Raw genomic sequence first — 21898 nt, forward strand, 5'->3', positions numbered from 1 at the left:
GTGTTCCTTCCTCAATGTGCGGCGGCCGGACTTTCGTCCGTCCGAGCGCTGGTGTGCGGCGACACCGCGGATGCGGCATGGCTGCGGCTGACCTCGCCGACCGGCCTTGCGACCGACCGTTCCTAACGCTGTACAAAACCAGGCAGGACAGGACGAACGTACGGCCAGGTCGCCCGTACGCCTGGGCATACCATAGAACGTCGGCGTACCGAAGCTCCCGGCTACCCGTCCATACTACCGTGGAGTGCGAACTCCGGTTAACTTAACGTTGCGAGAACGATGGTTGTCAACCATCCAATCGTGTGGCACCCAGCTCACTCTTCAGCAATTCGAGGGCGACCTCGTCCGGGTCGCGACGGTCGCCGGGAGCCACCGGATCGGCCGCGGCTGCCATCATCTCCTGCTCCTCTTCCGGGGTCGAGGCGGGAATGACCCGGGCCCCGTCCCAGTCCAGGTCGGTCGACGCGTCGCCCGCGCTCGGCCCGGCGTCGTACCGCGGATAGTCCGCGGGGCCGGGGCCGGGGTCGTCGGGTAGGTCGGGGTAGTCGGGCGGCGGGATATCGTCGTCCGCGGAATACGGCCGCTTGTCGGCGCCCCCTGCGCCGGAACGCCCCGCGCCGCCGGCCTTGTCGGCGTTCGCGTTCTTCGCCTGACTCGGGCGGGAGAAGCGCGGCGCGGGCGCGGCCGAACCACGGCTCGCCGCGTTGCCGGATTCACGTCCCGGCTGGTTGCCCGCCTGCCCGCGGGGTCGGTTCGCGGCACCGCCCGATCGCGGCGCGGCGGCGGGCCGTGGCGCGGCGCCGCCCGCTTCCCAGCGCACCTCGTGGTCGCGGCCGAGCACCGCCCGTACTGCCGACCGGACCGCCTCCAGGTTGCGCGGATCGGACAGGCGCTGGGCCAGCGGCGCGTGCTGGTGCGCGAAGACGATGACCTCGCCCTCCACCCGGGCGACCGACGCACCGGCGAGCATCGCCTGCACGGCCGCACCGAACTCACGCACTTTGGCGCGAATGTCCACCCAGGCGGCTTCCACTTCCCGCAACAGATCAGCGCTCGGTGTGGCAACAGAACCGGCGGCGAGCTCCTGCGCGGACGAACCGGTCGCATGAGACGCCGGCGCGGCGGACCGAGCCTGATCGCCGTGCCCGACGGCCCGCTCGGCAGCCGAATCAGCCCCGCGCTCGCCCCCGGCAGCAGAACCCCGCCCGGCAGCTTGCTCCCGCCCGGCAGCAGATCCCTGATCGGCAGCCGCATCAGCCCCGCGCCCCAGCCCGGCGGTAGAACCCCGTCCGGCAGCCGCATCAGCCCCTTGCTCCCGCCCGGCGGTAGAGCCCCGTCCGGCAGCCGGATCGGTCCCTTGCTGTCGCCCGGCGGCCGGATCGACGACCGACGAGGCCGCCCGCGCATTCGTTTCCTGCTCAGACGATCCGCGCTCAGACCTCGCCGAATGGTCGGAAAACCTTCGTGCCTCTTCGGTTTCGGACGAGAGATCGCCCGGCATCGCGCTCGCGTCACGCGCGGCGGCGGATGGCGCAGACGCCGAGCCTGCCGTCCCGCGTTGCGGAGCACTCGATTCGATGGTCGCACTCGCCTCTCGCCGCGGCGTCATTCCTGCCGCACCACCGGATTCGGCGAAATCCGGTTCGGCCACCGGCACAGGGCGATCCGTACCCCCTTGCGCAGGAGAACCCGGCGCGACCGACTCGCCGGCGACAGGCTCCGTCGGACGCCCGCCTCCGGCACCCGGGAATTCCGCACCGGCACTGGAGCCCGCCGTATCGGCAGACGGATTCCCGGCTCGCACACCACCGACCGGCGTCGTGTCATCGACGTTCCCCGCACCCGCGGATGCGCCTCCGGCACGCTCCCCTGCCCCGACATGCGCCGAACCACCGGCTTCCGCAGCGCTTCCCGAGCGGTCACCCCCGCGGTTCTCGCGACGAATCGCGGCCAGCGCCTCGGCACCTCGGCGACGAGGCGGGTCCGACGGCGAACCAACCGCGGGCGACGGCGCGGGAGCATGCGCCGACGACGCGGCGGGCGCCGGGGCGATGGAACCACCGGCCAAACCGCGCTCGAGCCTTTCCAACCGTTGCAGGGTGGCGGATTCCGCGTCGGACACCGAGGGCAGCAACATGCGCGCGCAGACGACTTCGAGCAGCAGTCGCGGCGCTGTGGCGCCGCGCATCTCCCCGAGACCTTCGTGCAGCAGCTCGGCGTAGCGGGTCAAGGTGGCCGAACCCAATCGCTCGGCCTGATCGCGCATCCGGTCGAGCACGTCGCCGGGGCCGGTGACCAGGCCGCGTTCGGTGGCGTCGGGCACCGCCCGCAGGAGGATCAAGTCGCGGAAGCGGTCGAGCAGGTCGACGGCGAAACGGCGCGGATCGTGGCCCGCCTCCATCACCCGGTCGACGGTGCCGAACAAGATTGCGCCGTCGTCGGCGGCCAGCGCTTCGACCGCGTCGTCGATCAGCGCCACGTCGGTGACACCGAGCAGCGAGACCGCGCGGGCATACGTGACGCCCTCGGGGCCTGCGCCGGCCAGCAGCTGGTCCAGCACGCTCAGGCTGTCGCGCGGTGAACCGCCGCCCGCGCGAATCACCAAGGGGTACACGGCTTCTTCGACCGGCACGTGCTCCTGCTCGCAGATCCGCCCGAGCAGCCCGCGCATGGTGGCGGGCGGCAGCAGCCGGAACGGATAGTGATGCGTGCGCGAACGGATGGTCGGCAGCACCTTGTCCGGCTCGGTGGTCGCGAAGATGAAGATCAGGTGCGCCGGTGGCTCCTCGACGATCTTGAGCAGCGCGTTGAACCCGGCGGTGGTCACCATGTGCGCCTCGTCGACGATGAACACGCGGTACCTGGACTCCGCGGGCGCGTAGAAGGCGCGGTCCCGCAATTCCCTGGTGTCGTCGACACCGCCGTGGCTCGCGGCGTCGAGTTCGATGACATCCAAGTTGCCCGGGCCGCCCGGCCCGAGCGCCACACACGACGGGCAGGTGCCGCATGGCGTCGAAGTGGGCCCTTGCACACAGTTCAACGATCGGGCGAGGATGCGCGCGGAAGACGTCTTGCCGCAGCCGCGCGGACCGGAGAACAGATAGGCATGGCTGATCCGCCCCGTGTCGAGCGCGGTACTCAGCGGGTCGGTGACGTGCTCCTGACCCACCACCTCAGCGAATGTTGCCGGTCGGTACTTCCGGTACAGAGCCACGGCCAGAGGTTACCGGCGACCACCGACAACGCGCATGCCCGCCTACCGCCCGGATCAGCGGCACACGGTCGCCGATAAATGTGATCCAAGTCACAACATGCGCGTCGCCTTCTTCGACGGCCGACCGGGACATGCGCAACAGCAACCTCAGAGCTATCACTTATCCTGCGCGTGCGAATACCGGACGCACCCGCCGCGGCATCCCGTCGCGGCCGGAAAAGATGGACTCCGACCCCGATTTACCTCCACTTTTTGGAAATAACGAAACCGTCACCATGGGTGACACCGATGCAATCGTCTGGCTAACGTGGCAGACGGCAACTTCGGTAGCCAAACCTTCATCAGGTTGGTGACCCCGGCCGGTCCCTCATCCCGACCGGGGCACAACCAACAAAGCTCCGCCAACGGGTGACCAGCGCCAATCCCCACTTCCACCGGAGGACCGTCCACGTGTCGTGTGACGACATCGCCGCCGCCTGGCTCTCCAGCACCGATTTCGCAGGCGACCGCTCCGCCGTCGCCCTCTTGAGCCGCGCCATCAGTCCCCAGGAGTTCGCGATCAAGCGCGACTCGCTGCCGGTGACCGCGGCCGCCGATCCGGCCACCGCCGCCGCCATCCTCGAACTTCTCGAACGCGGCCAGGTGCCCACCATGGCGGCGATCCGCACCCTGACCGCGCAGAACGAGATGCGCCGCGAGGCGGAGCGCATCGAACGCCTCGGCCGCCGCGCCCAGCGCAGCATCGACGACTTCGGCCGGGTGCTCGCCAAACTCGCGGACGCGCACTGGACCGCGCACGGCTACGGCCCCACCCGCCGTGACGTGCTGTGCACCGAACAGATCATGACGCTGATCCGCACCCGCGTCGGCAATATCGCGCCGTCGGCGGTCAAACACCTCTGGCTCATCGAGCGCGCGCAGCGCGCGGGGTGGATCGCCTCCAACGCCAATCCCCGGTCCCTGTGCGCGGCGCGGCGTTTCTACGCGGCGCAGTACGGCAACCGGGTGTCGCTGCGTCCCGTGAACACCATCGGCACCGCGATCGCGACGTATCTGGCGGACTACCAGGCCGAGCACGGCCGCCCGCCGCGCTGGTCGGTGGTCGCGCAAGAACTGCGCGACGACCGGGGCCGCCGGATCTTCCACAACACCGCCGATGCCCGCGCCCAGCAGCTGTGGCTGACCACCGCGGAATGGGTGGAAATGTGCGACGACCTTCCCGTGCCCGGCCGAAGGGGCTTGCGGGCCATCCGTAAGTCCCGCGGTTGACCTCGGGCGCGTCGTGCGAGTTCGACAGCATAGGTTAACGGCGTTACTCTAACGCTGTTAACCTAGCGAGCGGAGCCGCGATGCTGACCCGGATGGCCCGATTCATCACCCGATCTCCGCGTACCGTGCTGGCCGCGGCGCTCGCGGTCGCCGTGCTGTGCGGCGTCTTCGGCGCTACCGCGCCCGCGCACTTGAAATCGGGCGGTTTCACCTCCGCAAATGCCGAGTCCGCTCGCGTCGCCCAGTTGATCGCGGACAACTTCGCCGGGGCGGCGCCCAATTTCGTCCTGCTGGTCAGCTCGGACGGGGGCGCGGACGATCCGGCCACCAAGGCGGCGGGCACAGTGCTGGCCGACTCGCTCAAATCCCGCACGGACGTCCAGGGCGTCCAGTCCTACTGGACCACGCCGCAGCCGCTGGGGAACGCGTTACGCAGCACCGACGGCAAGAGCGCCTTGGTGGTTGCCTACATCGAAGGCGACGAGACCCAGGTGCAGCAGACCGCGAGCGACCTGGAACGGCAGTTCGCGGGCGTCTCCAACGGCATCACCGTGCGCCAAGGCGGCATCGCCGCGATCTATCACGACGTCACCGAGCAGACCACCCGCGACCTCGCGCTGGCCGAGGGCGTCGCGGTGCCGCTGTCGATGATCGTGCTGATCCTGGTGTTCGGCAGCCTCGTCGCCGCGTCCCTCCCGTTGGCCATCGGGGTGTTCGCCATTCTCGCGACGCTGGCGCTGCTGCGTATGTTCACGCTGTTCACCGATGTCTCCATCTACGCGCTGAACATGACGACGGCGATGGGGCTGGCGCTGGCCATCGACTCCAGCCTGTTCATCGTCAGCCGTTTCCGGGAAGAACTCGCCAACGGCTTGGATCCAGCCGCGGCCACCATCCGGTCCGTGCAGACCGCGGGACGCACCGTGCTGTTCTCCGCGCTCACCGTCGCGCTCTCGATGGCCGTCCTGAGCGTGTTCGACCTGTACTTCCTGAAAAGCTTCGCGTACGCGGGCGTCGCGGTGGTCGCCGCCGCGGCGATCGCGTCGATCGTGGTGTTGCCCGCGGCGCTGGTGCTGCTCGGCCATCGGGTGAACTCCCTCGACCTGCGGGCTCCGCTGCGCCGCCTGTTCGGTCGCGGCGCGCCCGCACCCGGCCCGCAGGCGCCGGAGGACACCGCCTGGTATCGGCTGGCCGGCGTGGTGATGCGGCACGCCGCGCCGGTCGCGGTCGCGATCATCGCGCTGCTGCTCGCGCTGGGCGCGCCGTTCCTCTCGGTCAAGTTCGGTTATCCCGACGACCGGGTGCTGCCGGACTCCGCCGCCAGCCGTCAGGTCGGCGACGCCCTGCGCACCGAGTTCCCCCAGGCCGACCCGGTCGCCGGCACCACGATCGTGCTGGACGGCTATCGCGGCGACAGCGCGGCGCTCGGCGGATACGCCGCGCAACTGTCCAAGGTGGACGGCGTGCCCGCAGTGCTTTCGGCCGCGGGCATCTACGTGACGGGCGCGCGAGTCGCGCCGCCGCCGCCCGGAATGATCAACGACACCGGGACCTACTTGAGCGTCGCGACCAAACTCGACCCCTTCTCGCCCGCCGGTGACCGTCAGCTGAAAGCGATCCGGGCGGTCCCCGCACCGGGTGACGCGCTCTACGGCGGCGCCGCGGCGGCCAACGCGGACTCGCTGCAGGCATTGGCCGCCAGGCTCCCGCTCGCCGCCGCCTTGATCGCGCTGACCACGTTCGTCGTGTTGTTCCTGTTCACCGGCAGCGTCGTGCTGCCGATCAAAGCGCTCGTGCTGAACACCCTGTCGCTGGCCGCCGCGTTCGGCGCGATGGTGTGGGTGTTCCAAGAAGGCCACCTGTCGGGCCTGCTCGGTTTCACCGCGGTCGGATACTTGGTGCCGACCATGCCGATCCTGATGTTCTGCCTGGCCTTCGGCCTGTCCATGGATTACGAGGTGTTCCTGCTGTCGCGGGTGCGCGAGGAATGGCTGGCCACGCACGACAACACCCGCGCGGTCGCGATCGGCCTGGCGCGCACGGGCCGGATCTTCACCGCCGCCGCCGTGCTGATGGCCATCGTGCTCGGCGCCCTGGTGACCGCGAAGGTGTCGTTCATGCAGCTGCTCGGGCTCGGCCTCACGCTGACCGTGCTCGCCGACGCCACGCTCATCCGCGGCCTGCTCGCGCCCGCGCTCATGCGCCTGCTCGGTCCGGCCAATTGGTGGGCGCCCGCACCCCTGGCCCGCCTGCACGCCAAGATCGGGCTGACCGAGGGCGAGGAGGACACCGCAGCACGCCCGCTGGAAACCGCGGGACGCGCATGATCGGTGGGAGGCGTCCGCGGTCGCCGCGCGGTTCCGGAGCCCAGTTGCGCGACGAGATCCTGCGGGCCACGGCCGAGCTGCTCACCAGCACCGGGCACGCCGACGCCGTCTCGATCCGGGCGGTGAGCAAGCTGGTCGGGGTGAGCGCGCCGTCGATCTACCGGCACTTCGCCGATAAGGACGAGCTCCTCGAGGCGGTCGTCGCCAAGGTCTTCGAAGATCTCGCCGACGCGATCCGGGCCGCCACCGACCCCGCGACCTCTCCGTTGACTCAGCTGCACGACCAAGGCATGGCCTACGTCCGTTTCGCCCTCGAGCATCCCGAGCAGTACCGGCTGGCGACCGCGCCCACCGAGACCGGAGGAGCGGTGGATCAGGTCCTCACCAGCGGGGCCTTCCAGCATTTCGCGGCCACCGTGCGCAAGTGCATGGACGAGGGGACGATCGCGCCGCGCGACCCGCTGCCGATCGTGCTGGAGCTGTGGTCGGTGGGTCACGGCATCGCCTCCCTCCTGCTCGCCAAACCCTTCCTGCCCTGGGGTGACGCGGAAGCGACCGCCTCACGCGTGATGGGCGCGGCATGCATCGGCTACACCGTGCTCGACCTGGTCGGCGCGGACCCGCCCACGCCGGACGCGGTCGCCGCGTGGCTGCGCGGTGTCCGGAAGGATCAGCCCTCCGCCTGACTCGGGAGTCACACTTTCCCGATCTGTTGTCGGCCCGCGAGCGACCATTCGGTAACTTCCTCGCAGCGCATTCGCGCGGAAGGAGTAACCCGTGTCCCCGACCATCGACCCCGCGGCCACCGCTTGGCTGCTGATCAGCACGGCCCTCGTCTTGCTGATGACCCCCGGCCTGGCCATTTTCTACGGCGGGATGGTGCGCTCGACCGGCGTGCTCAACATGCTGATGATGAACTTCATCGCGATCCCGCTGGTGACCGTGGCCTGGCTACTTTTCGGCTACAGCCTGGCGTTCGGCGCGGACGCGGGCGGCGGCCTGATCGGCGGCCTCGATCACCTGGGCATGGCGGGCATCGATCCGGGTTCGGCGCACGGCTCGGTGCCGGAGTTGTTGTTCGTCACGTTCCAGCTCGCCTTCGCCGTCCTGACCGCAGCGCTGATCAGCGGCGCCATCGCCGACCGCGCCAAATTCTCCGCGTGGATGATCTTCGTGCCGGTGTGGGCGCTGGCGGTGTACGCGCCGATCGCCCACTGGGTGTGGGGCCCGGACGGCTGGCTCGCGCGGTTCGGCGCGCTGGACTACGCGGGTGGACTGGTGGTGGAGATCGCCTCCGGCGCGTCGGCCTTGGCCCTCGCGCTCGTGCTCGGCCCCCGCATCGGATTCCGGACCGACGCGATGCGCCCGCACAATCTGCCCTTCGTACTGCTCGGCGTCGGCCTGCTGTGGTTCGGCTGGTTCGGCTTCAACGCCGGTTCGGCGCTGGCGGCCAACGGCCTCGCCGCGGCCGTCTTCCTGAACACGCTGGTGGCGGGCTGCCTCGGCATGCTCGGCTGGCTGGCGGTCGAGCAGATCCGCGACGGCAGGCCGACCACCTTCGGCGCCGCCTCCGGCGTGGTGGCGGGCCTGGTCGCCATCACGCCCTCGTGCGGGTCGGTCAACACCCTGGGCGCGGTGCTGGTCGGGCTGGCCGCGGGCGTGGTGTGCTCGTTCGCGGTGGGCTGGAAGTTCAAGGCCGGTTACGACGATTCGCTCGACGTGGTCGGCGTGCACTTCGCCGGTGGAGTCGTCGGCACTGTGCTGATCGGCTTGCTCGCCACCGCGGTGATGACCGGCGGCGCCGATGGGTTGTTCTTCGGCGGTGGACTCGCCCAGCTCGGCAAGCAGCTGGTAGCGGTGCTGGTCGTCGCGGCCTACGCCTTCGGCGTCTCCTTCGCGCTCGGCAAGGGCATCGACCGGCTCGTCGGCTTCCGCGTCAGCAAGGAGGACGAGACCGCCGGGATCGACTTCGCCCTGCACGCCGAAACGGCATATGCGGAAGGGGTGCACGGACACGCGCCCCGCCGCCTCGGCGAGGGGCATTTCGGACGTCCACATCCCGATCGCACGCTCGACGACGATCCGAAGCTCTGATCGATGGGGCCACTCCCCGCAATCGGCACCGGGCTCGGGGCGGTATCGCGGACTATCTCACCGGAGAGCGCTGCCGCCCTTCGCCCGGCCTGAGCCGGACCGGATGACCACCGCGGGGCCCGTGCCCGCTCGGCGCGTCAGCTGACCGAGCCCGCCGACGCGGTGAACGTATTGCACTGGGCCGCACGGTTCTTGTTCAGTCCGGTCTCGAACCACTGACCGCCGTTCTCGGCGGACCCGTGGTCGCGCATGTCCCCGGCTTGGTCGCCGCGCCCATAGGCGTCCTTGCGGGCCACGGTGATCTGCGGATCGGTCAGCGAGCCGCCCTTCGACGACGAGGAGAGGTACATGCCGTCGAAACAATTGGCCTGCAATTCGACTCGCCGGGACAGTTCCAAACCCTTGGCGGTGCGCGGCCCGGCGTCGGCCCGATCGCTGTTGGCCTTGCGCAGGATGCCGGACATCGCCTGCACATGGTGTCCGTACTCGTGCGCGAAGACCGAGAGGTAGACCACCCAGTTGTCCTTGAAGTAGTCCGTCTGCAACTGGCTGATCGGCATGTAGATGGTCTTGTTCGCCGGGCAGTAGAACGCCGCGAAATTGCTGGTCGAGCCGGTGCACGGCGTGGTTATGCCCGACGTGGTCGCGCTGACGTTCAGCGACGGCGGCTGGAACGGCAGATTCGCCTCGCGCAACACGGGTTTCCACGCCGACTCCAGGCACGACGCGGCGCTTTCGAAGAACTTGCGGGCGGCGTCGACCTGGGTGCCCCACGGCGAGTAGTCGCATCGCGCCGGAACGAGTGTCGTGCTCGGATCGGTCAGCAACGGGTTGGTTCCGGTTTCCGACGGTCCGGTCGACCCGTCCGGCTGGGCGTCGAACGTGAAACTCGGTCGCGGGCCGAACGCGTCGTTGTCGCCGCGTCCCACCGAGATCGCGTTGCGCACCAGCCCCGCCGCGACCAAGAACACGATGACGATCAGCAGCACCACCCATCCACCGCCACCGCGTTTGCGCCGCGGCGGGTAAGGAGGCCGCCTGGGCGGACCATAGGGCATCGGCGGAGGGACCGGAGAGCCGTAACCCGGTGGCGGTCCGTAACCGGGCTGGGCATACCCCGGCGGCTGGCCGTAGCCGGGTGGCGGGCCGTATCCAGGTGGCGGACCGTAGCCGGGGCGTGGTCCATAGGGCGCACCGTAGCCGGGCGGCGGAGGAACCGGACGCCCCCTGTGCGGGACCGGTCCGTGTCCGTACGGTGGTTGTGTCACGCCCCCGTACCCCCTCGTCTCAGTGATCGCCGACAGCCGCTGACGCAGAATAGCAAGCTGTCTAAAGTAGGCAGCCATGCTGACTTTTCGGGGGGCCGCCCTAGGCGTGCTGCTTCTCGCCATCGCGGCAATGTTCGCGGCGGCCCCGGTCGCCCAAGCCCAGCCCGCACCCGACGGCGTGACCATCACCGCCGATCTGAAGCTGAATCGCGAGGGTGTCCTCGAGGTCGTCGAACAGATTTCGGTGTCGACGGACGGATCGTTCCGGATGTCGCTTCCACTGCGGCTGAAGGTGAGCGACGATGCCGAGCGCGTGTTCCGGGTCACCGATGTGAACACCGAAGGCCCTGGCACCGCGACGGTCGCGAACGACCAGTTCACCATCGAGGCGCGGCCGGGCAAGTCCACCTTCCAGTACTCCGTGCAGAACACCGTCAGTGACGCGCCGGGCACCCAGGTGTTCCATTGGCTCGGCGTGCTGGGCGCCGACATCGCGTCCATCAGCGCCTCGCTGATCAGCCCGAGCTTCGAAATGGGCATCGTAGACTGCAAACTCGGGCCGCCCGGCAACACCCGCCCGTGTGCCGACGTCAAGATCGAGTCCGACGGCGTCCTCTTTCTCGAGCAAACCGACCTGCACAAGGGCGACGCGATCGACCTGACGCTGCAATTGCCGCCCGGCACCGTGCCGAGCAACGCCGACGTGCGCGGCGGCGGCGACGCGGGCCCCTTCGCGATCACCGCCCCGGTGCTTGTGGCGTTCGGTGTCCTGCTGCTCGCGCTGGCGATCCTGGTCGTCTTCGTGCTGCGCGCCCGCCGCCAGGACGCGACGGTGGGCGGCGGCACGGAAACGATCGACCCGCTGCTGCGCGAAGGCGATCGAGTGCAGTTCACCTCACCCGAGGGCGCGCTGCCCGGCGAGGCCGGCCTGCTGCTGGACGGGTATGTCGATCCGGTCGACGTCGCCGCCACTGTGGTGGATCTCGCGGTGCGCCGGTACATCCGGATCACGCCGCTCAGCGACAGCGACTGGCGGATCACCCGGGTGAATACGCCCGACGATCAGCTGCGCGACTACGAGAAGGCCGTCTACGAGACATTGCTGCCCGGTGGCGCCGACGCGGTGACACTGGGTGAGCTGCGCGCGTCGGGGCGGATGACCTCCGGTCCGATTCGCGCCGCACTGATCGCCGACGCCGTCGCCCGCGGCAACTTCCTCGATCGCCGACGTCCCGGCATCGCGGTGTGGCTCGGTGGGGCGCTGGTGGTCGCGGGTATCGCGGTGACCGTAGCGCTCGCGCTCACCTCGGGGCACGCCTTGGTCGGTGTCGCCATCGCGCTCGGCGGTGTCGCGACTCTGCTCTCCCCGAAGTACCTGCCGGTGCGGACGACCCGGGGGCTGGAACTCGCCCGGCAGATCCGCGCGCTCCAGCGCGGCCTGGAGACCACGCGGCGCGAACATATCCCGCCGATCGACCAGGAGACCGTGTTCTCTCGCGCCCTGCCGTTCACGGTGCTCGGTGCGCGGGCCGACAATTGGATCCGCGCCTTCCGCGACCTCGATCCGTCGGCCGACGCGCAACCGGGCCTCTACTGGTTCGGCGGCTTCGAACGCGACCGCAACTTGCAACGCTTCGCAAGCCACTTCCCGTTCTTCATCACGGCGTTGGAAGGCTTGTTCGCGAACGCGGGCGACCCGCATCGGTAAACGACCCACACGCACGAAAAGGGCGACCGGACAGCACGTCCGGTCGCCCTTCGTCGTATTGCTCAGTCGGTCAACGCGGTTCGCCGGACTGCGGCCAGCGGATCGGCGTAGAGGACGCTCAGCGAGGTCACCACGGCGGCGTATTCCTGTACCTTGCCACCGAATCCGCTGATGCGGATATCGGTGGGCGGCAGCGTCGAACCCTGGTTGAACGCGCGCGCCACATGCGCTACCGCCGGGCGATAGCCGGTGAAGGCCTGGCCACCGAGGATCACCCGATCAGGGTTGAGCATGTCGCGCACCATCGCCACGGTGTGGCCGAGGATGGTGGCCCGCTCGGCGAGCAGCTCGCGCGCCGATTCCGAACCTGCCTCCGCCGCGCGATACAGATCCGCGATGGTCGAGCCCGCGGTTCCGTTGTGCGCCGGAATGATGCCGCGGCCGACGGCCCTGGAGTGCAGCGACCGATCACCGACGGTCACCTCCAAGCAACCACGCCGTCCGCAGGTGCATTCGACGTCCGAACCGGTGGGGAGGTGCGCGATCGATCCCGGACCGTTGCTCGGCGTGTGCACGCGACCGTCCAAAGTCACCGCGATACCGGCGGTTTCACGCACATAGAAATACAGGCTGCTGCCCCGCTCGACGCGGGCCTGGTCTTTGGGCTCACCGGTGGGCAGCAACAACTCCGAGCCTGCCATCGCCTCGACGTGCGGCGCGACCGAGACGGGCAACTCCAGCACCTCGCCGAGCACCGAACCCACCTGCGCGCCACGCCATTCCAGCTTCGGGTGGTCGACGACGCCGGTCAGCGGGTCGACTCGGCCACCGATCGCGACACCGGCCCACAGCGCTTTGCGACGGTGCCAGCGCTGCAGGAACGCCTTGGCGCTGCGGGCGACGGTGGTGGTGGCGAATTCCTGGCCGGTCTGCGGCGTGGCGATGGCCAAGCCGCCGAGGATGCGGCCGCGCAGATCGGCGGCGACGATCTTGGTGACCGCGGCGCCGATGTGGATGCCGATGGTCAGGTAGGCGTCGTGATCGATTTCGAAGGGGACGCGGGGGCGTCCGACCGCACCCGAGGCCGTCAGGTCGGGACGTTCCCGCAGCAGGCCGGCCGCGAGTAGTGCGGAGACCTGGCGGTTGACCGTGGCGATGCTCAAACCCGTTGTGCGCGCGGCATTGTCGCGGGAGACGGGACCGCCGGTCGCGGAGCGCAGCACCGCGGCCGCCGGATTGTCGCCGATGCGGAGCTCGGGGGCGACAACCGGGCGCTGGACGCGGGCACGGCTGCCCGCAACCCTGGAGACGGATCGTTCAAGGGTGGGAAGGGACATTGTGCAGATCCTTGCTGAAGTCCCGTAATCGAACGGGACATGCCTACATGGGCGGCGAGGCAGCAAACGAGCAGGAAAAACAGCTCAGCTGCAGCAAGAGAGGCGACACAGTTCGCGTGTCAACGGCAGCCGCAGACCCAACGCGGCGGTCACGTAAGTGACGCGCAGGAGGTTCCATCGGCCGGCAGACATGTCATTAAAATTAACACCGATTTGCCCGACGCACCAACCCTCGACGCGCCGCTGTGTGCACACGCACATTGTTTCCCCAGGTCGCGAGCACGCGAAAAAGACCCCGCTCACCCGGAAGACGGGCAGAGCGGAGTCTTTTCACGCGGAAGGATTACTTCGGTGCGACGAACGGCTGATTGATCGTCGTGAAGTACTGGATCGCGGCGCCGATGGCGACCGGGGCGGTGATCAGGATCTGGCCCGCGAGGGTGCCGAGCGCGCCGACGGCGACGATGCCGCCGAGGCAGCCGATGGCCGCGGCCGGGATGAACGCGCCGAACAGGCCGACGATCGCGGCGGAGGCGACAGTCGCCCCCGCGATGCCGCCGAGCACGCAGCCGATGGCGCCGCCGGCCAGGCCGCCGACGAGCGTGCCGATGGTCGCACCGGCGGAGATCGTGCTGGTCAGACGGGTCCAAGCGGCGACCTCACGGTCGTACTCGGTCTTCCACGGGGCCTTGTCCTCGTACGGCAGAGCGACCGGCTTGTAGACCGCGTGTTCCCGGTCGAACACCGGCGTCAGCGTCGCGGTGCGGCCGGAAACCGCTGCGGCGATCGGGAATTCGAAGTCGTCGAGTTGAAACCGCAGCGGCTGCGCGGCGAGCACGGTACCGTTGGAGGCCTTCACCTCGAGCACCTCGTTCTCGACCACCAGCGAGCCCGCGTCGATTTCGATGATCGACTGGGTATCGGTCGCGTGCGCGGTGAAATTGATTGCGCTTTCCGCGTTTTCTTCTGCCGGGGCGGCACCGGACGTACCAGCGGCCACTCCGGTCGCAATGGTCACCAGCGCCGCCACCACGGCGAGCTTCCTCATCCTCATGTCCTGCAATCCCTCATCTCAGGTGGAGCCGTACCAGCCAAAAGCATCGGGCACCGACTCTGCGATAACGAGGAAAAAACGCAGGGCGATTTCAAATAGGCAACCGGGGAGTTACGGTCACCGCACTACTTCGCTTTGGCTGCCGCTTTCGCCTGCTTCTTGAATTCCCTTACCTGCGCGAGGGATTCGGCGTCGGTAACGTCGGCAACCGAACGGCGCGAGCCCTCGTCGCCGTACGCGCCCGCCGCCGCGCGCCAGCCTTCCGGCCGCACGCCACGTTGCTTGCCCAGGAGGGCCAGGAAGATTTTCGCCTTCTGCTCGCCGTAGCCGGGGAGGTCCCGCAGGCGGCGCAGCACCTCCTTGCCGTCCGGGTCTCCCGCGGTCCAGATGTTCTCGGCCTTGCCGTCGTAGTGCTCGATGACGTAGCGAGCCAACTCCTGGGCGCGCCGGGCCATGGACCGCCCGTAGCGGTGGATCGCGGGCGGGGTCGCGGCGAGATCCTCGAACTCCTGCGGATCGGCCTCGGCGATGCGCTGGATGTCGAAGCCGCCCATCCGGTCGGCGATCTTCTTCGGGCCGCGGAAGGCGTGCTCCATCGGATATTGCTGGTCCAGCAGCATGCCGAGCAGCGTGGCGAAATGGTCCTCGGTCAGTAGCCGGTCCGCCTCGGCGTCCTGCGCCAGGCACAGCGTGCGCGTCACTGTCCCGCCTCTCCGTCTATTCGGGCAGTACCAGACTAGTCATCGACCATAGTGACCCACCTCACATCCCCTACGCGCGGGTAGATGACCTGCCGCGTAGGCTCCAGGCCATGCCTCAGACGACGGCGACACCGACCAAGACGACGGCAACGGCCAGGGATGGACACGGGCCCATGAACACCTACGCATTGCGCCCCGATCGGTTCGACCGGGCAGGCCACGACCAGCTCGTCGACGTGCGCGACCTACAGGCCGCGCTGCCCGGTATCCGCCGCTTGCGCACCTGGGCGCACGAAGCGCTCGCGCTGCGGCCCGGCGAACACGCCGTGGACATCGGCTCCGGCACCGGGTCGGAGGTCATCACCTTCGCCGAAGCGGTCGGCCCGAACGGCAGCGCGGTCGGCGTCGAGCCGGACCCGCAGCTGCTCGCCTCCGCCGAGCGCCGTGCCGCTCAGGCCGGCTCGACGGCCAAATTCCACTCGGGGGATGCCTACGGCGTGCCGTTCGGCGCGGACTGCTTCGACGCCGTTCTGTGCGAGCGCGTCTTTCAGCACCTCACCGCCCCCGCCCGCGCGGCCAACGAGATCGCCCGCGTGCTGCGTCCCGGCGGACGCGTGGTCGTGGTGGACAGCGATTGGGGCACGGCGATCGTGCACCCCGGTGACCGGCGGGTTGTCCGCGAGGTGATCGAGACACTCGTGTCGGCGACCACCAATCCGCTGTCGGGCCGTCGCCTGCCCGGCCTGCTCACCAAGGCGGGCCTGGTGGTCGACGACATCGGCTCGGAGGCCCTGGTGCAGGACCGCAGCGTGGGCGCGGGCTCGCTGATCACCAGGATCTCGGCGATGGCGGTCGCGCGCGGCGCGATCACCGAGGCGGAGCGCGATCGCCTACTCGCCGACCTCGACGCGGGCGCCGCCAATGGCGACATCCACCTCTCGGTGACCATGTTCGCCGTCCTCGCGCACAAACCCCGCTGACCCGGCCGATGGCCGTCGACGTGCTGACCGACGTCGTGATCAACCGATCGCGCGAGCTGGTCGCCGCGTACTCGGCCGATCCGGGGCACGCTCCGGCCTGGTACTCGCGCATCCACAGCGTCACGTGGGAAACGGAGCCGCCGCTGCGCGTGGGCTCGCGGATGACGTTCGTCGCCCACTTTCTCGGCGGCAGGCTCACCTATACCTACGAGGTGGCCGACTACGCGCCCGGCCTGCGGCTGGTGATGCGTGCCGTGACAGGTCCGTTTCCGATGGAGACCACCTACACCTGGGCCGATACGTCCGAAGGCGGTACCCGCATGACGCTGCGCAACCGGGGCGAGCCGAGGGGTCTGCGAAGGCTGGCCGCGCCCGTGCTGGAAGCAGCGATCCGGCGGGCGAATCGCGCGGACCTGGCGCGGCTGAAGGAACTGCTGGAGACCGGGTAAGCGTCGGGCCTCGGTCAGGGTCCCGTTCGCGGCGCGGTTTCCGCCAGTCGTGCGCGCGTCGCAGCACGGCTCGAAGCGGGCTCTTCGGCAGCGCAGCCAGCCGTCCCGCCTCGACCGGAACACTGTCTCCTTCGTTTCGGCCGCGCCTCCGGCGTTCGATACAAACGGGAACGCCCGGCACGAAATCCGTGCCGGGCGATCAATCGTTGGGGTCTGCTCCTACTTGCCGAGCAGCTTCTCGGTGGCCGCCAGCAGCACGCACGTGGCCAGCCCGTCCATCGCCTTCTCCAGCTCGGGCAGCTTCGGGAAGCTCGGCGCGATCCGGATGTTCTTGTCCTCCGGATCGTTCCGGTAGGGGAAGGCCGAACCGGCCGCGGTGAGCGCGATGCCCGCGTCCTTGGCGAGGGCGATCACCCGCGCCGCGGTGCCCTCGAGCACGTCGAGGCTGATGAAGTAGCCGCCCTTGGGCTCGGTCCAGGAGGCCACCTTGGAGGCGCCGAGGCGGTCCTCGAGGATCTTCAGCACCAGGGCGAACTTCGGCTCCAGGATGGCGCGGTGCTTCTGCATGTGCGCGCGCACGCCGTCGGCATCGCGGAAGAAACGCAGGTGGCGCAGCTGGTTGATCTTGTCCGGGCCGATGCTCTTCTTCGAGGCGTGGCTCAGGTACCAGTCCAGGTTCGCGGTGGAACCGCCGATGAAGCTCACGCCCGCGCCAGCGAAGGTGATCTTCGAGGTGGAAGCGAACACCAACGGGCGGTTCGGATTTCCGGCGGCGGCGGCCAGCCCGAGCACGTCGATCACCGGGGCCGCGGTGTCGGTGAGCGGGTGCACCGCATACGCGTTGTCCCAGAACAACCGGAAGTCGAGCGCTGCGGCGGGCATCGAAACGAGTTCGCGGACAACCTCTTCGGAGAAGACGACGCCGGTCGGGTTGGAGTAGTTCGGCACCGCCCACAGACCCTTGATCTGCGGGTCGCTCGCCAGCAACTCGGCGATGGCGTGGGTGTCCGGGCCGTCGTGGCGCATCGGGATCGGGATCATCTCGAAGCCGAGCGCCTCGGTGATCGCGAAGTGCCGGTCATAACCGGGGGCGGGGCACAAAAACTTCAGCGTGTCCTCGGCGGCCCAGCGGCGCTCGGAATCATTCGTGCCGTACAACATCGCGTAAGTGATCACGTCGTGCATCAGCTCGAGGCTGGCGTTGTTGCCCGCGAGCAGGTTGTCCACCGGGATGCCGAGCAGCTCGCCGAAGATCGCGCGCAGTTCCGGGAGACCGTGCAGGCCACCGTAGTTACGGCAGTCGGTGCCGGTGCCGTCACGGAAATCGCCGTCGCCGGGCAGGCGCAGCAGTTCGGCGGACAGGTCGAGTTGCTCCGGCGAAGGTTTTCCCCGGGTCAGGTCCAGCGTGAGCTTCTCGGTCTTGAGCGTCGCGTAGTTCGCGGTCTGGGTGTCGTGCTCGAGCACGAGCTCCTCATGGCTCATCAAACCGATCTGCGTTTGCCGGGGCATCCTGGGCAGCCTTTCAAGCAGCGAGGGGACGATGGGTTTGGCCGGACCGATGTGCGGCGGCGACCGAACAGTTGTCCGCGCAGACGCACGTACACCCGCGGACGGTGTTCACGTTACCCGTGCAGCGGCCGGAATTGGAGGCGTTATCCGAGGGCGGGATGCAGAGGCGAAACCGAACCGCGCCCGCACCGGCCGGGCACCGCACGAGGCCAATGAAAGGGGACCCCGCGCACCCGGCAGAGCCCGTTGACCCTTGCTGCCTTCCGGCCCTGGGGGGGTTCACAGGATGCGCGCCGCGCGGGATCCGTCGGCCAGTGTAGCGCCTCCGGCCCGCAAACCCATCTTCCGGGTCCACCACCCCCGACCGACCAGGCACTTCCCCCACGTCACCCCACCTATTTGGCGACCGGCCGGGGGCTACCGGTATGCTGCTCCACGGAGGATTCGCCTAGTGGCCTATGGCGCTCGCCTGGAACGCGGGTTGGGTTAACGCCCTCAGGGGTTCAAATCCCCTATCCTCCGCTGAAGAAGGGCCTGGTCAGGACGGTTTTACCCCGTTCTGACCAGGCCTTTTCTCATCGGCGGCCGAACGCATCGAAAAGATATCGGCTCGGTCGTAGCGCCACTGGAGGGTGACCCGGCGGGCAGATGCCGACTCCGTGACCTGCGTCGGTCAGCCTGTCCGACGAATAACGCGCCCCCACCTCCATTGATTCGGGCGCGGGCCGAATCGCTGTATCCGGTGTGCCGGTCTACTTCTCCAGCTTCTCCGACATCCACGTGCCGAGGGCGTACATGTCGTCGGCGGGGATGGTGCGCGTGTAGTGCAGGGGCGGGGTTATCCAGCGGAACCGACGCCACCCAGTGGCCGGACGGATCACCCAACCGCCGTATTCGCGGTGAGGATGCCACTGGCCCTCACCGGTATAGCCGGGCTCGCGGGATTCGCGCCGGAACCAGGCGTGCATGTGGCGGCGCAACAGAAACCAGCGAGTGGACCATGTCGGAGGGCCGCTAGTGATAACGAGCAGCTTCATCGGAGTGAACCTAGCACTGGAGGATGGCGGTCACGGTTTCTTCGCGCCGGCCATACTGCGTTGCAAGTGGTCGAGCAAACCGCGTCCGACCGTGTCGCGAAGAAGCTGGCGAGGGTGTACAACCGCACCGGGCAGTTCGTGACGGTGGGCGCGGTGGTCGAGTTGCGGGAGCGGATGCGGCCACTGGTTGCCGCGACAGCATAGGAGCACATCGGGATGGTGCGGATCGGCGTCACCGGGCATATGAACATCACCGAGGCTACGGCACCGTTGGTGTACGACGCGGTGTGCGCGCTGCTCGATGAGCATGATCCGAGCGATCTGGTCGGGGTGAGTTGTATTGCGCGCGGGTCTGATTCGGTGTTCGCACGGGCGGTCCTCGATGCGGGCGGCCGGCTGGAGGTGGTGTTGCCGTCCCGGAACTACCGCGAGCGGAAGGTGAAACCGGATCACGCCGAACTGTTCGATGAGCTTGTGAAACGCGCGACCACCGTGCGCGTGCTGGATTTCGACGACGCGGGCCGGGAAGCGTACGAGGCGGCCAACGATGTCGTGGTCGGGTCGGTCGATCGACTGATCGCAGTGTGGGATGGCGACGCGGGGCAGAAGGCGGGCACCGGGACAGTGGTCGAGCTCGCGCGTGAACGTGGTGTGCCGGTCGATGTCGTGTGGCCGAACGGCGCCGCACGGGACTGACACCGGTCGAGCTTTCGGATTCCCCTCGGAGTTGCCGGACGAGCCCAGTTCGTCCGATCTGGGCTGTGCGACTGCCCATTCCGGTGGAATGATCTTCTCCGTGACTCAGTGGCTCCCGCTCTTCGGTTCTCTCATCGTTGCCATTGCGGCATTGGTCGGCGTGCTGGTCAACAACCGCACGAACCGTGCGGCGCTCACCGCCGCGGACGAGCGGAACCGGGTCACCTTGGACGCGGCGCAGCGCAATGTGGAGTCGACCAACGCGGCGGCCGAGCGGCGCGAGCACGACAAGTGGCGGCGGGAATCGGTGCTGACCGCGGTCTCGTCCGTGCTGTCCATCTCGAGCGACGTCCGCCAGCAGTTGCTGCATTGCGAACTCTGGGAGGCCGACGAGCTCGATGAGGTCGATACGGAGATCCGGCAGATCATCACCGGCTCGCGAGGCTACATCAGCAACCTGCGCGTCGTGTCGCATCGCAAGATCCCCAATCGCTGCGAGGACCTGATGCGCACGCTCACCGCGGCGCTCAACATCAGTTTGCAGCGCCGCCGGATCGAATTCGACGGCGAGGCCACCGCCGAAGAGATCACCGAGATCCAGGCGCTGTGGTCGCGGGCGATCGAGAACACCGTCGAGGAGGAGCGCTCGGTCATCAACGCCACCCGGCTGGAACTGGACATCAAGATCTCCGCCGAAGTGCACCAGGCCGCGCCGCAGCCGGCCCTCGTCCGTTCTTGACCGGCGGGCTCGTCACACCGATGGCGACGCCGGAGCGGAGTCGACCCGCGTGAGGTGCGCTTCGAGCAGCGCGGCACGCAGGTGGGCGGCGTAGGCGTCGAGGTCGGGCAGCACCGCCGGGTCGGCGTGCAGCGAGATAGTGACGGTGTCGCCGAGTCCGTGCACGCCGTGGGTGAGGTGCATGACGGAACCGAGGGCCGGGAACCCGGCCGTGAACCGTACCGCGCCGCCACCGAACGAAAGATCGGCTGGACCACGGTCGACACTCGAGACGACGGTGTGGCCCGCGATCGAGTCGGGCACGGCGTCGAGGGGGTAGCGATCCACGTCGCGGCGCAGCAGCGGGGCCGGCATGGCCGCGGTGACCCGGCCCTGCGCGGACAGCAGCGGGTGCTGTGCGCGGACGCGCCGGTCGGCGAGCGCCGCGGCGATCTTGTCGGCGCGCAGGCGCAGATCGGTCTCGTCGATGAACAGGTCGACGCCGAGACCGCAATAGTTGTTGCGTGCGCGGCCGGCTTCGGGAAGCGCCATCGGCACCTGCGCACCGAGCCGCTCCACCGGCTCGCCCAGCTCGGCCAGGTAGCGGGCGAGCGCCAGCGACACCGCGGTCAAGACGACCACCGTGACGGTGCGGCCGGGCACCCGCAAGTCGGCGGAGGGGAACACCAGCATTCGAGCTTCGTGCCGCGAGATGCCTTGCGGTGAAGACCGATTCAGCACACTCGGCGGGAAACCGGCTGCGGGTGGCGGCACTTCACCCGACTCGGTCAGTTCCGCGAGCCGCCGCTGCGCCCGAAATGCCTGGTAGCCGCGCACCGCGGTCGCCGCCACCCGGACCGGCATGCGCAGCACACCCACCGCCGAGTCGACCAGCACCCCGGCCGCCGACACCGCGTCACCGATCGTCCGCGCCCGTGCCGTGACCTCCGGCCACCGCGCGAGGGTCTCCAGCCGCGATCCGGGCGCGGTCCTGGCGTCCGCCGCCGAACCCACCGCTTCGGGCGCCGCCGACGCTGTCCGGCTTCCGTCTTCGACCGCGGGAGTCTCCGAGAACAGCGCACGCGCGATCGCTGAGGACCGCCGCCCATCGGCCAGGGCATGGGACATCTGGAGCACCGCCACCAGCGCGGGCTCGCCGCCCAGCCCCGGCGCGTCGGCGATGGCACGGAACACGTGCAGCCGCCACGGGTGCACGGCGGCATCGACTCCGGTGCCGAGCAGATCGCCGAGGACCTCCAGCAAGCACGACCAACTGCGCTCCGGCAGTTCGTGTTCCACGAATTGCTCGGCGCCGAATTCGCATCGGGTCCACATCGGGTAATCGATGTCCGCGGGCAGTTCGCGCAGCCGGACCCCAAGGTCGGCGATCCGCGCGCTCCGTTCGGCGACGGCGGCGCGCAGTTCCACCGTGGGCAGTCCACGATCGGCGAAGCAATACAACAGAAAAAGATCGTTGCGCGTACGTTCGGACAACCAATACATCGTCGCGTCCTGCGGTGCCATCGCGCTCACAGGT

The 21898-nt window shown here is 69.0% G+C and carries 18 protein-coding genes, 1 tRNA gene and 1 other RNA gene; 11 read left to right on the forward strand and 9 right to left on the reverse strand.

What is annotated here, in order from left to right; translation table 11 throughout:
- Positions 1–286: 286 nt before the first annotated feature.
- A complete protein-coding gene (locus tag ACIA5H_RS30890; RefSeq protein ID WP_397079180.1) occupies positions 287–3214 on the reverse strand; it encodes a DNA polymerase III subunit gamma and tau in 2928 nt (975 codons plus the stop codon).
- A gap of 450 nt (positions 3215–3664) precedes the next feature.
- Here ACIA5H_RS30890 and ACIA5H_RS30895 point away from each other — a divergent pair, with 450 nt between their 5' ends.
- From ACIA5H_RS30895 to ACIA5H_RS30910, 4 genes are all read left to right on the forward strand, one after another.
- On the forward strand, positions 3665–4483 hold the full coding sequence (locus tag ACIA5H_RS30895) for a hypothetical protein (protein WP_356963416.1): 819 nt from the start codon (positions 3665–3667) through the stop codon (positions 4481–4483).
- Between the two features lie 80 nt (positions 4484–4563).
- Positions 4564–6810, forward strand: a complete 2247-nt coding sequence (locus tag ACIA5H_RS30900) for an MMPL family transporter (protein WP_397079183.1) — start codon at positions 4564–4566, stop codon at positions 6808–6810.
- 44 nt (positions 6811–6854) lie between these two features.
- Positions 6855–7496, forward strand: a complete 642-nt coding sequence (locus ACIA5H_RS30905) for a TetR/AcrR family transcriptional regulator (RefSeq protein WP_356963414.1) — start codon at positions 6855–6857, stop codon at positions 7494–7496.
- A gap of 91 nt (positions 7497–7587) precedes the next feature.
- A complete protein-coding gene (locus ACIA5H_RS30910; RefSeq protein ID WP_379249990.1) occupies positions 7588–8904 on the forward strand; it encodes an ammonium transporter in 1317 nt (438 codons plus the stop codon).
- Positions 8905–9041: 137 nt separating this feature from the next.
- Here ACIA5H_RS30910 and ACIA5H_RS30915 read toward each other — a convergent pair whose 3' ends face one another.
- Positions 9042–9896 (reverse strand): neutral zinc metallopeptidase, encoded by an 855-nt coding sequence (locus ACIA5H_RS30915; RefSeq protein WP_397079186.1) that lies wholly within the window; start codon positions 9894–9896, stop codon positions 9042–9044.
- Between the two features lie 352 nt (positions 9897–10248).
- On the opposite strand from ACIA5H_RS30915, the gene ACIA5H_RS30920 reads away from it, so the two are divergent.
- Entirely contained in the window at positions 10249–11880 is a 1632-nt protein-coding gene (locus ACIA5H_RS30920) for a DUF2207 family protein (protein ID WP_397079188.1), read from the forward strand.
- A 62-nt stretch (positions 11881–11942) separates the two neighbouring features.
- On the opposite strand, the gene ACIA5H_RS30925 is transcribed toward ACIA5H_RS30920, so the two are convergent.
- The 3 genes from ACIA5H_RS30925 to ACIA5H_RS30935 form a co-directional block, all read right to left on the reverse strand.
- Complete coding sequence (locus ACIA5H_RS30925; RefSeq protein WP_356963410.1) at positions 11943–13217, reverse strand: ROK family protein; 1275 nt, start codon at positions 13215–13217, stop codon at positions 11943–11945.
- Between the two features lie 343 nt (positions 13218–13560).
- Positions 13561–14271: a hypothetical protein gene (locus ACIA5H_RS30930; protein ID WP_379249986.1), complete on the reverse strand. Its 711-nt coding sequence runs from the start codon at positions 14269–14271 to the stop codon at positions 13561–13563.
- Between the two features lie 125 nt (positions 14272–14396).
- Positions 14397–14972, reverse strand: coding sequence for an HhH-GPD-type base excision DNA repair protein (locus ACIA5H_RS30935; RefSeq protein WP_356963408.1), 576 nt, complete (start codon positions 14970–14972; stop codon positions 14397–14399).
- Positions 14973–15145: 173 nt separating this feature from the next.
- On the opposite strand from ACIA5H_RS30935, the gene ACIA5H_RS30940 reads away from it, so the two are divergent.
- Positions 15146–15952 (forward strand): methyltransferase domain-containing protein, encoded by an 807-nt coding sequence (locus tag ACIA5H_RS30940; protein WP_379250147.1) that lies wholly within the window; start codon positions 15146–15148, stop codon positions 15950–15952.
- An 8-nt stretch (positions 15953–15960) separates the two neighbouring features.
- Positions 15961–16401, forward strand: a complete 441-nt coding sequence (locus tag ACIA5H_RS30945) for an SRPBCC family protein (protein WP_397079191.1) — start codon at positions 15961–15963, stop codon at positions 16399–16401.
- Between the two features lie 219 nt (positions 16402–16620).
- On the opposite strand, the gene ACIA5H_RS30950 is transcribed toward ACIA5H_RS30945, so the two are convergent.
- Positions 16621–17910 carry an aminotransferase class I/II-fold pyridoxal phosphate-dependent enzyme gene (locus ACIA5H_RS30950; protein ID WP_397079193.1) on the reverse strand — a complete coding sequence of 430 codons (1290 nt, stop codon included), beginning with the start codon at positions 17908–17910 and terminating at the stop codon, positions 16621–16623.
- A gap of 214 nt (positions 17911–18124) precedes the next feature.
- Positions 18125–18219: signal recognition particle sRNA small type (gene ffs, locus ACIA5H_RS30955), an RNA gene on the reverse strand.
- 128 nt (positions 18220–18347) lie between these two features.
- Between ffs and ACIA5H_RS30960 the strand changes: the two genes are divergently transcribed.
- Positions 18348–18432, forward strand: a tRNA-Ser gene (locus tag ACIA5H_RS30960).
- Positions 18433–18662: 230 nt separating this feature from the next.
- On the opposite strand, the gene ACIA5H_RS30965 is transcribed toward ACIA5H_RS30960, so the two are convergent.
- Positions 18663–18947 carry a hypothetical protein gene (locus ACIA5H_RS30965; protein ID WP_379249980.1) on the reverse strand — a complete coding sequence of 95 codons (285 nt, stop codon included), beginning with the start codon at positions 18945–18947 and terminating at the stop codon, positions 18663–18665.
- 66 nt (positions 18948–19013) lie between these two features.
- Between ACIA5H_RS30965 and ACIA5H_RS30970 the strand changes: the two genes are divergently transcribed.
- The 3 genes from ACIA5H_RS30970 to ACIA5H_RS30980 all read left to right on the forward strand — a co-directional run bounded on the left by ACIA5H_RS30970 (position 19014) and on the right by ACIA5H_RS30980 (position 20382).
- Positions 19014–19151 (forward strand): hypothetical protein, encoded by a 138-nt coding sequence (locus tag ACIA5H_RS30970; protein WP_379249978.1) that lies wholly within the window; start codon positions 19014–19016, stop codon positions 19149–19151.
- A 12-nt stretch (positions 19152–19163) separates the two neighbouring features.
- Complete coding sequence (locus ACIA5H_RS30975) at positions 19164–19643, forward strand: hypothetical protein (RefSeq protein WP_379249976.1); 480 nt, start codon at positions 19164–19166, stop codon at positions 19641–19643.
- A 100-nt stretch (positions 19644–19743) separates the two neighbouring features.
- Positions 19744–20382, forward strand: coding sequence for a hypothetical protein (locus tag ACIA5H_RS30980; protein ID WP_379249974.1), 639 nt, complete (start codon positions 19744–19746; stop codon positions 20380–20382).
- 12 nt (positions 20383–20394) lie between these two features.
- Here the strand turns inward: ACIA5H_RS30980 and ACIA5H_RS30985 are convergent, their stop codons facing one another.
- Complete coding sequence (locus ACIA5H_RS30985) at positions 20395–21894, reverse strand: WS/DGAT domain-containing protein (RefSeq protein ID WP_397079196.1); 1500 nt, start codon at positions 21892–21894, stop codon at positions 20395–20397.
- Positions 21895–21898: the final 4 nt, after the last annotated feature.

The organism is Nocardia sp. NPDC051900 (assembly GCF_044452545.1).
GTDB lineage: Bacteria > Actinomycetota > Actinomycetes > Mycobacteriales > Mycobacteriaceae > Nocardia > Nocardia sichangensis.

Excerpts from the sequence above, each read along its gene's own strand:
- ACIA5H_RS30900 (WP_397079183.1), top strand. The coding sequence starts at position 4,564 with ATGCTGACCCGGATGGCCCGATTCATCACCCGATCTCCGCGTACCGTG.
- ACIA5H_RS30920 (WP_397079188.1), top strand. The coding sequence starts at position 10,249 with ATGCTGACTTTTCGGGGGGCCGCCCTAGGCGTGCTGCTTCTCGCCATC.
- ACIA5H_RS30925 (WP_356963410.1), bottom strand. The coding sequence starts at position 13,217 with ATGTCCCTTCCCACCCTTGAACGATCCGTCTCCAGGGTTGCGGGCAGC.
- ACIA5H_RS30930 (WP_379249986.1), bottom strand. The coding sequence starts at position 14,271 with ATGAGGATGAGGAAGCTCGCCGTGGTGGCGGCGCTGGTGACCATTGCG.
- ACIA5H_RS30940 (WP_379250147.1), top strand. The coding sequence starts at position 15,146 with ATGAACACCTACGCATTGCGCCCCGATCGGTTCGACCGGGCAGGCCAC.
- ACIA5H_RS30945 (WP_397079191.1), top strand. The coding sequence starts at position 15,961 with ATGGCCGTCGACGTGCTGACCGACGTCGTGATCAACCGATCGCGCGAG.
- ACIA5H_RS30950 (WP_397079193.1), bottom strand. The coding sequence starts at position 17,910 with ATGCCCCGGCAAACGCAGATCGGTTTGATGAGCCATGAGGAGCTCGTG.
- ACIA5H_RS30965 (WP_379249980.1), bottom strand. The coding sequence starts at position 18,947 with ATGAAGCTGCTCGTTATCACTAGCGGCCCTCCGACATGGTCCACTCGC.
- ACIA5H_RS30975 (WP_379249976.1), top strand. The coding sequence starts at position 19,164 with ATGGTGCGGATCGGCGTCACCGGGCATATGAACATCACCGAGGCTACG.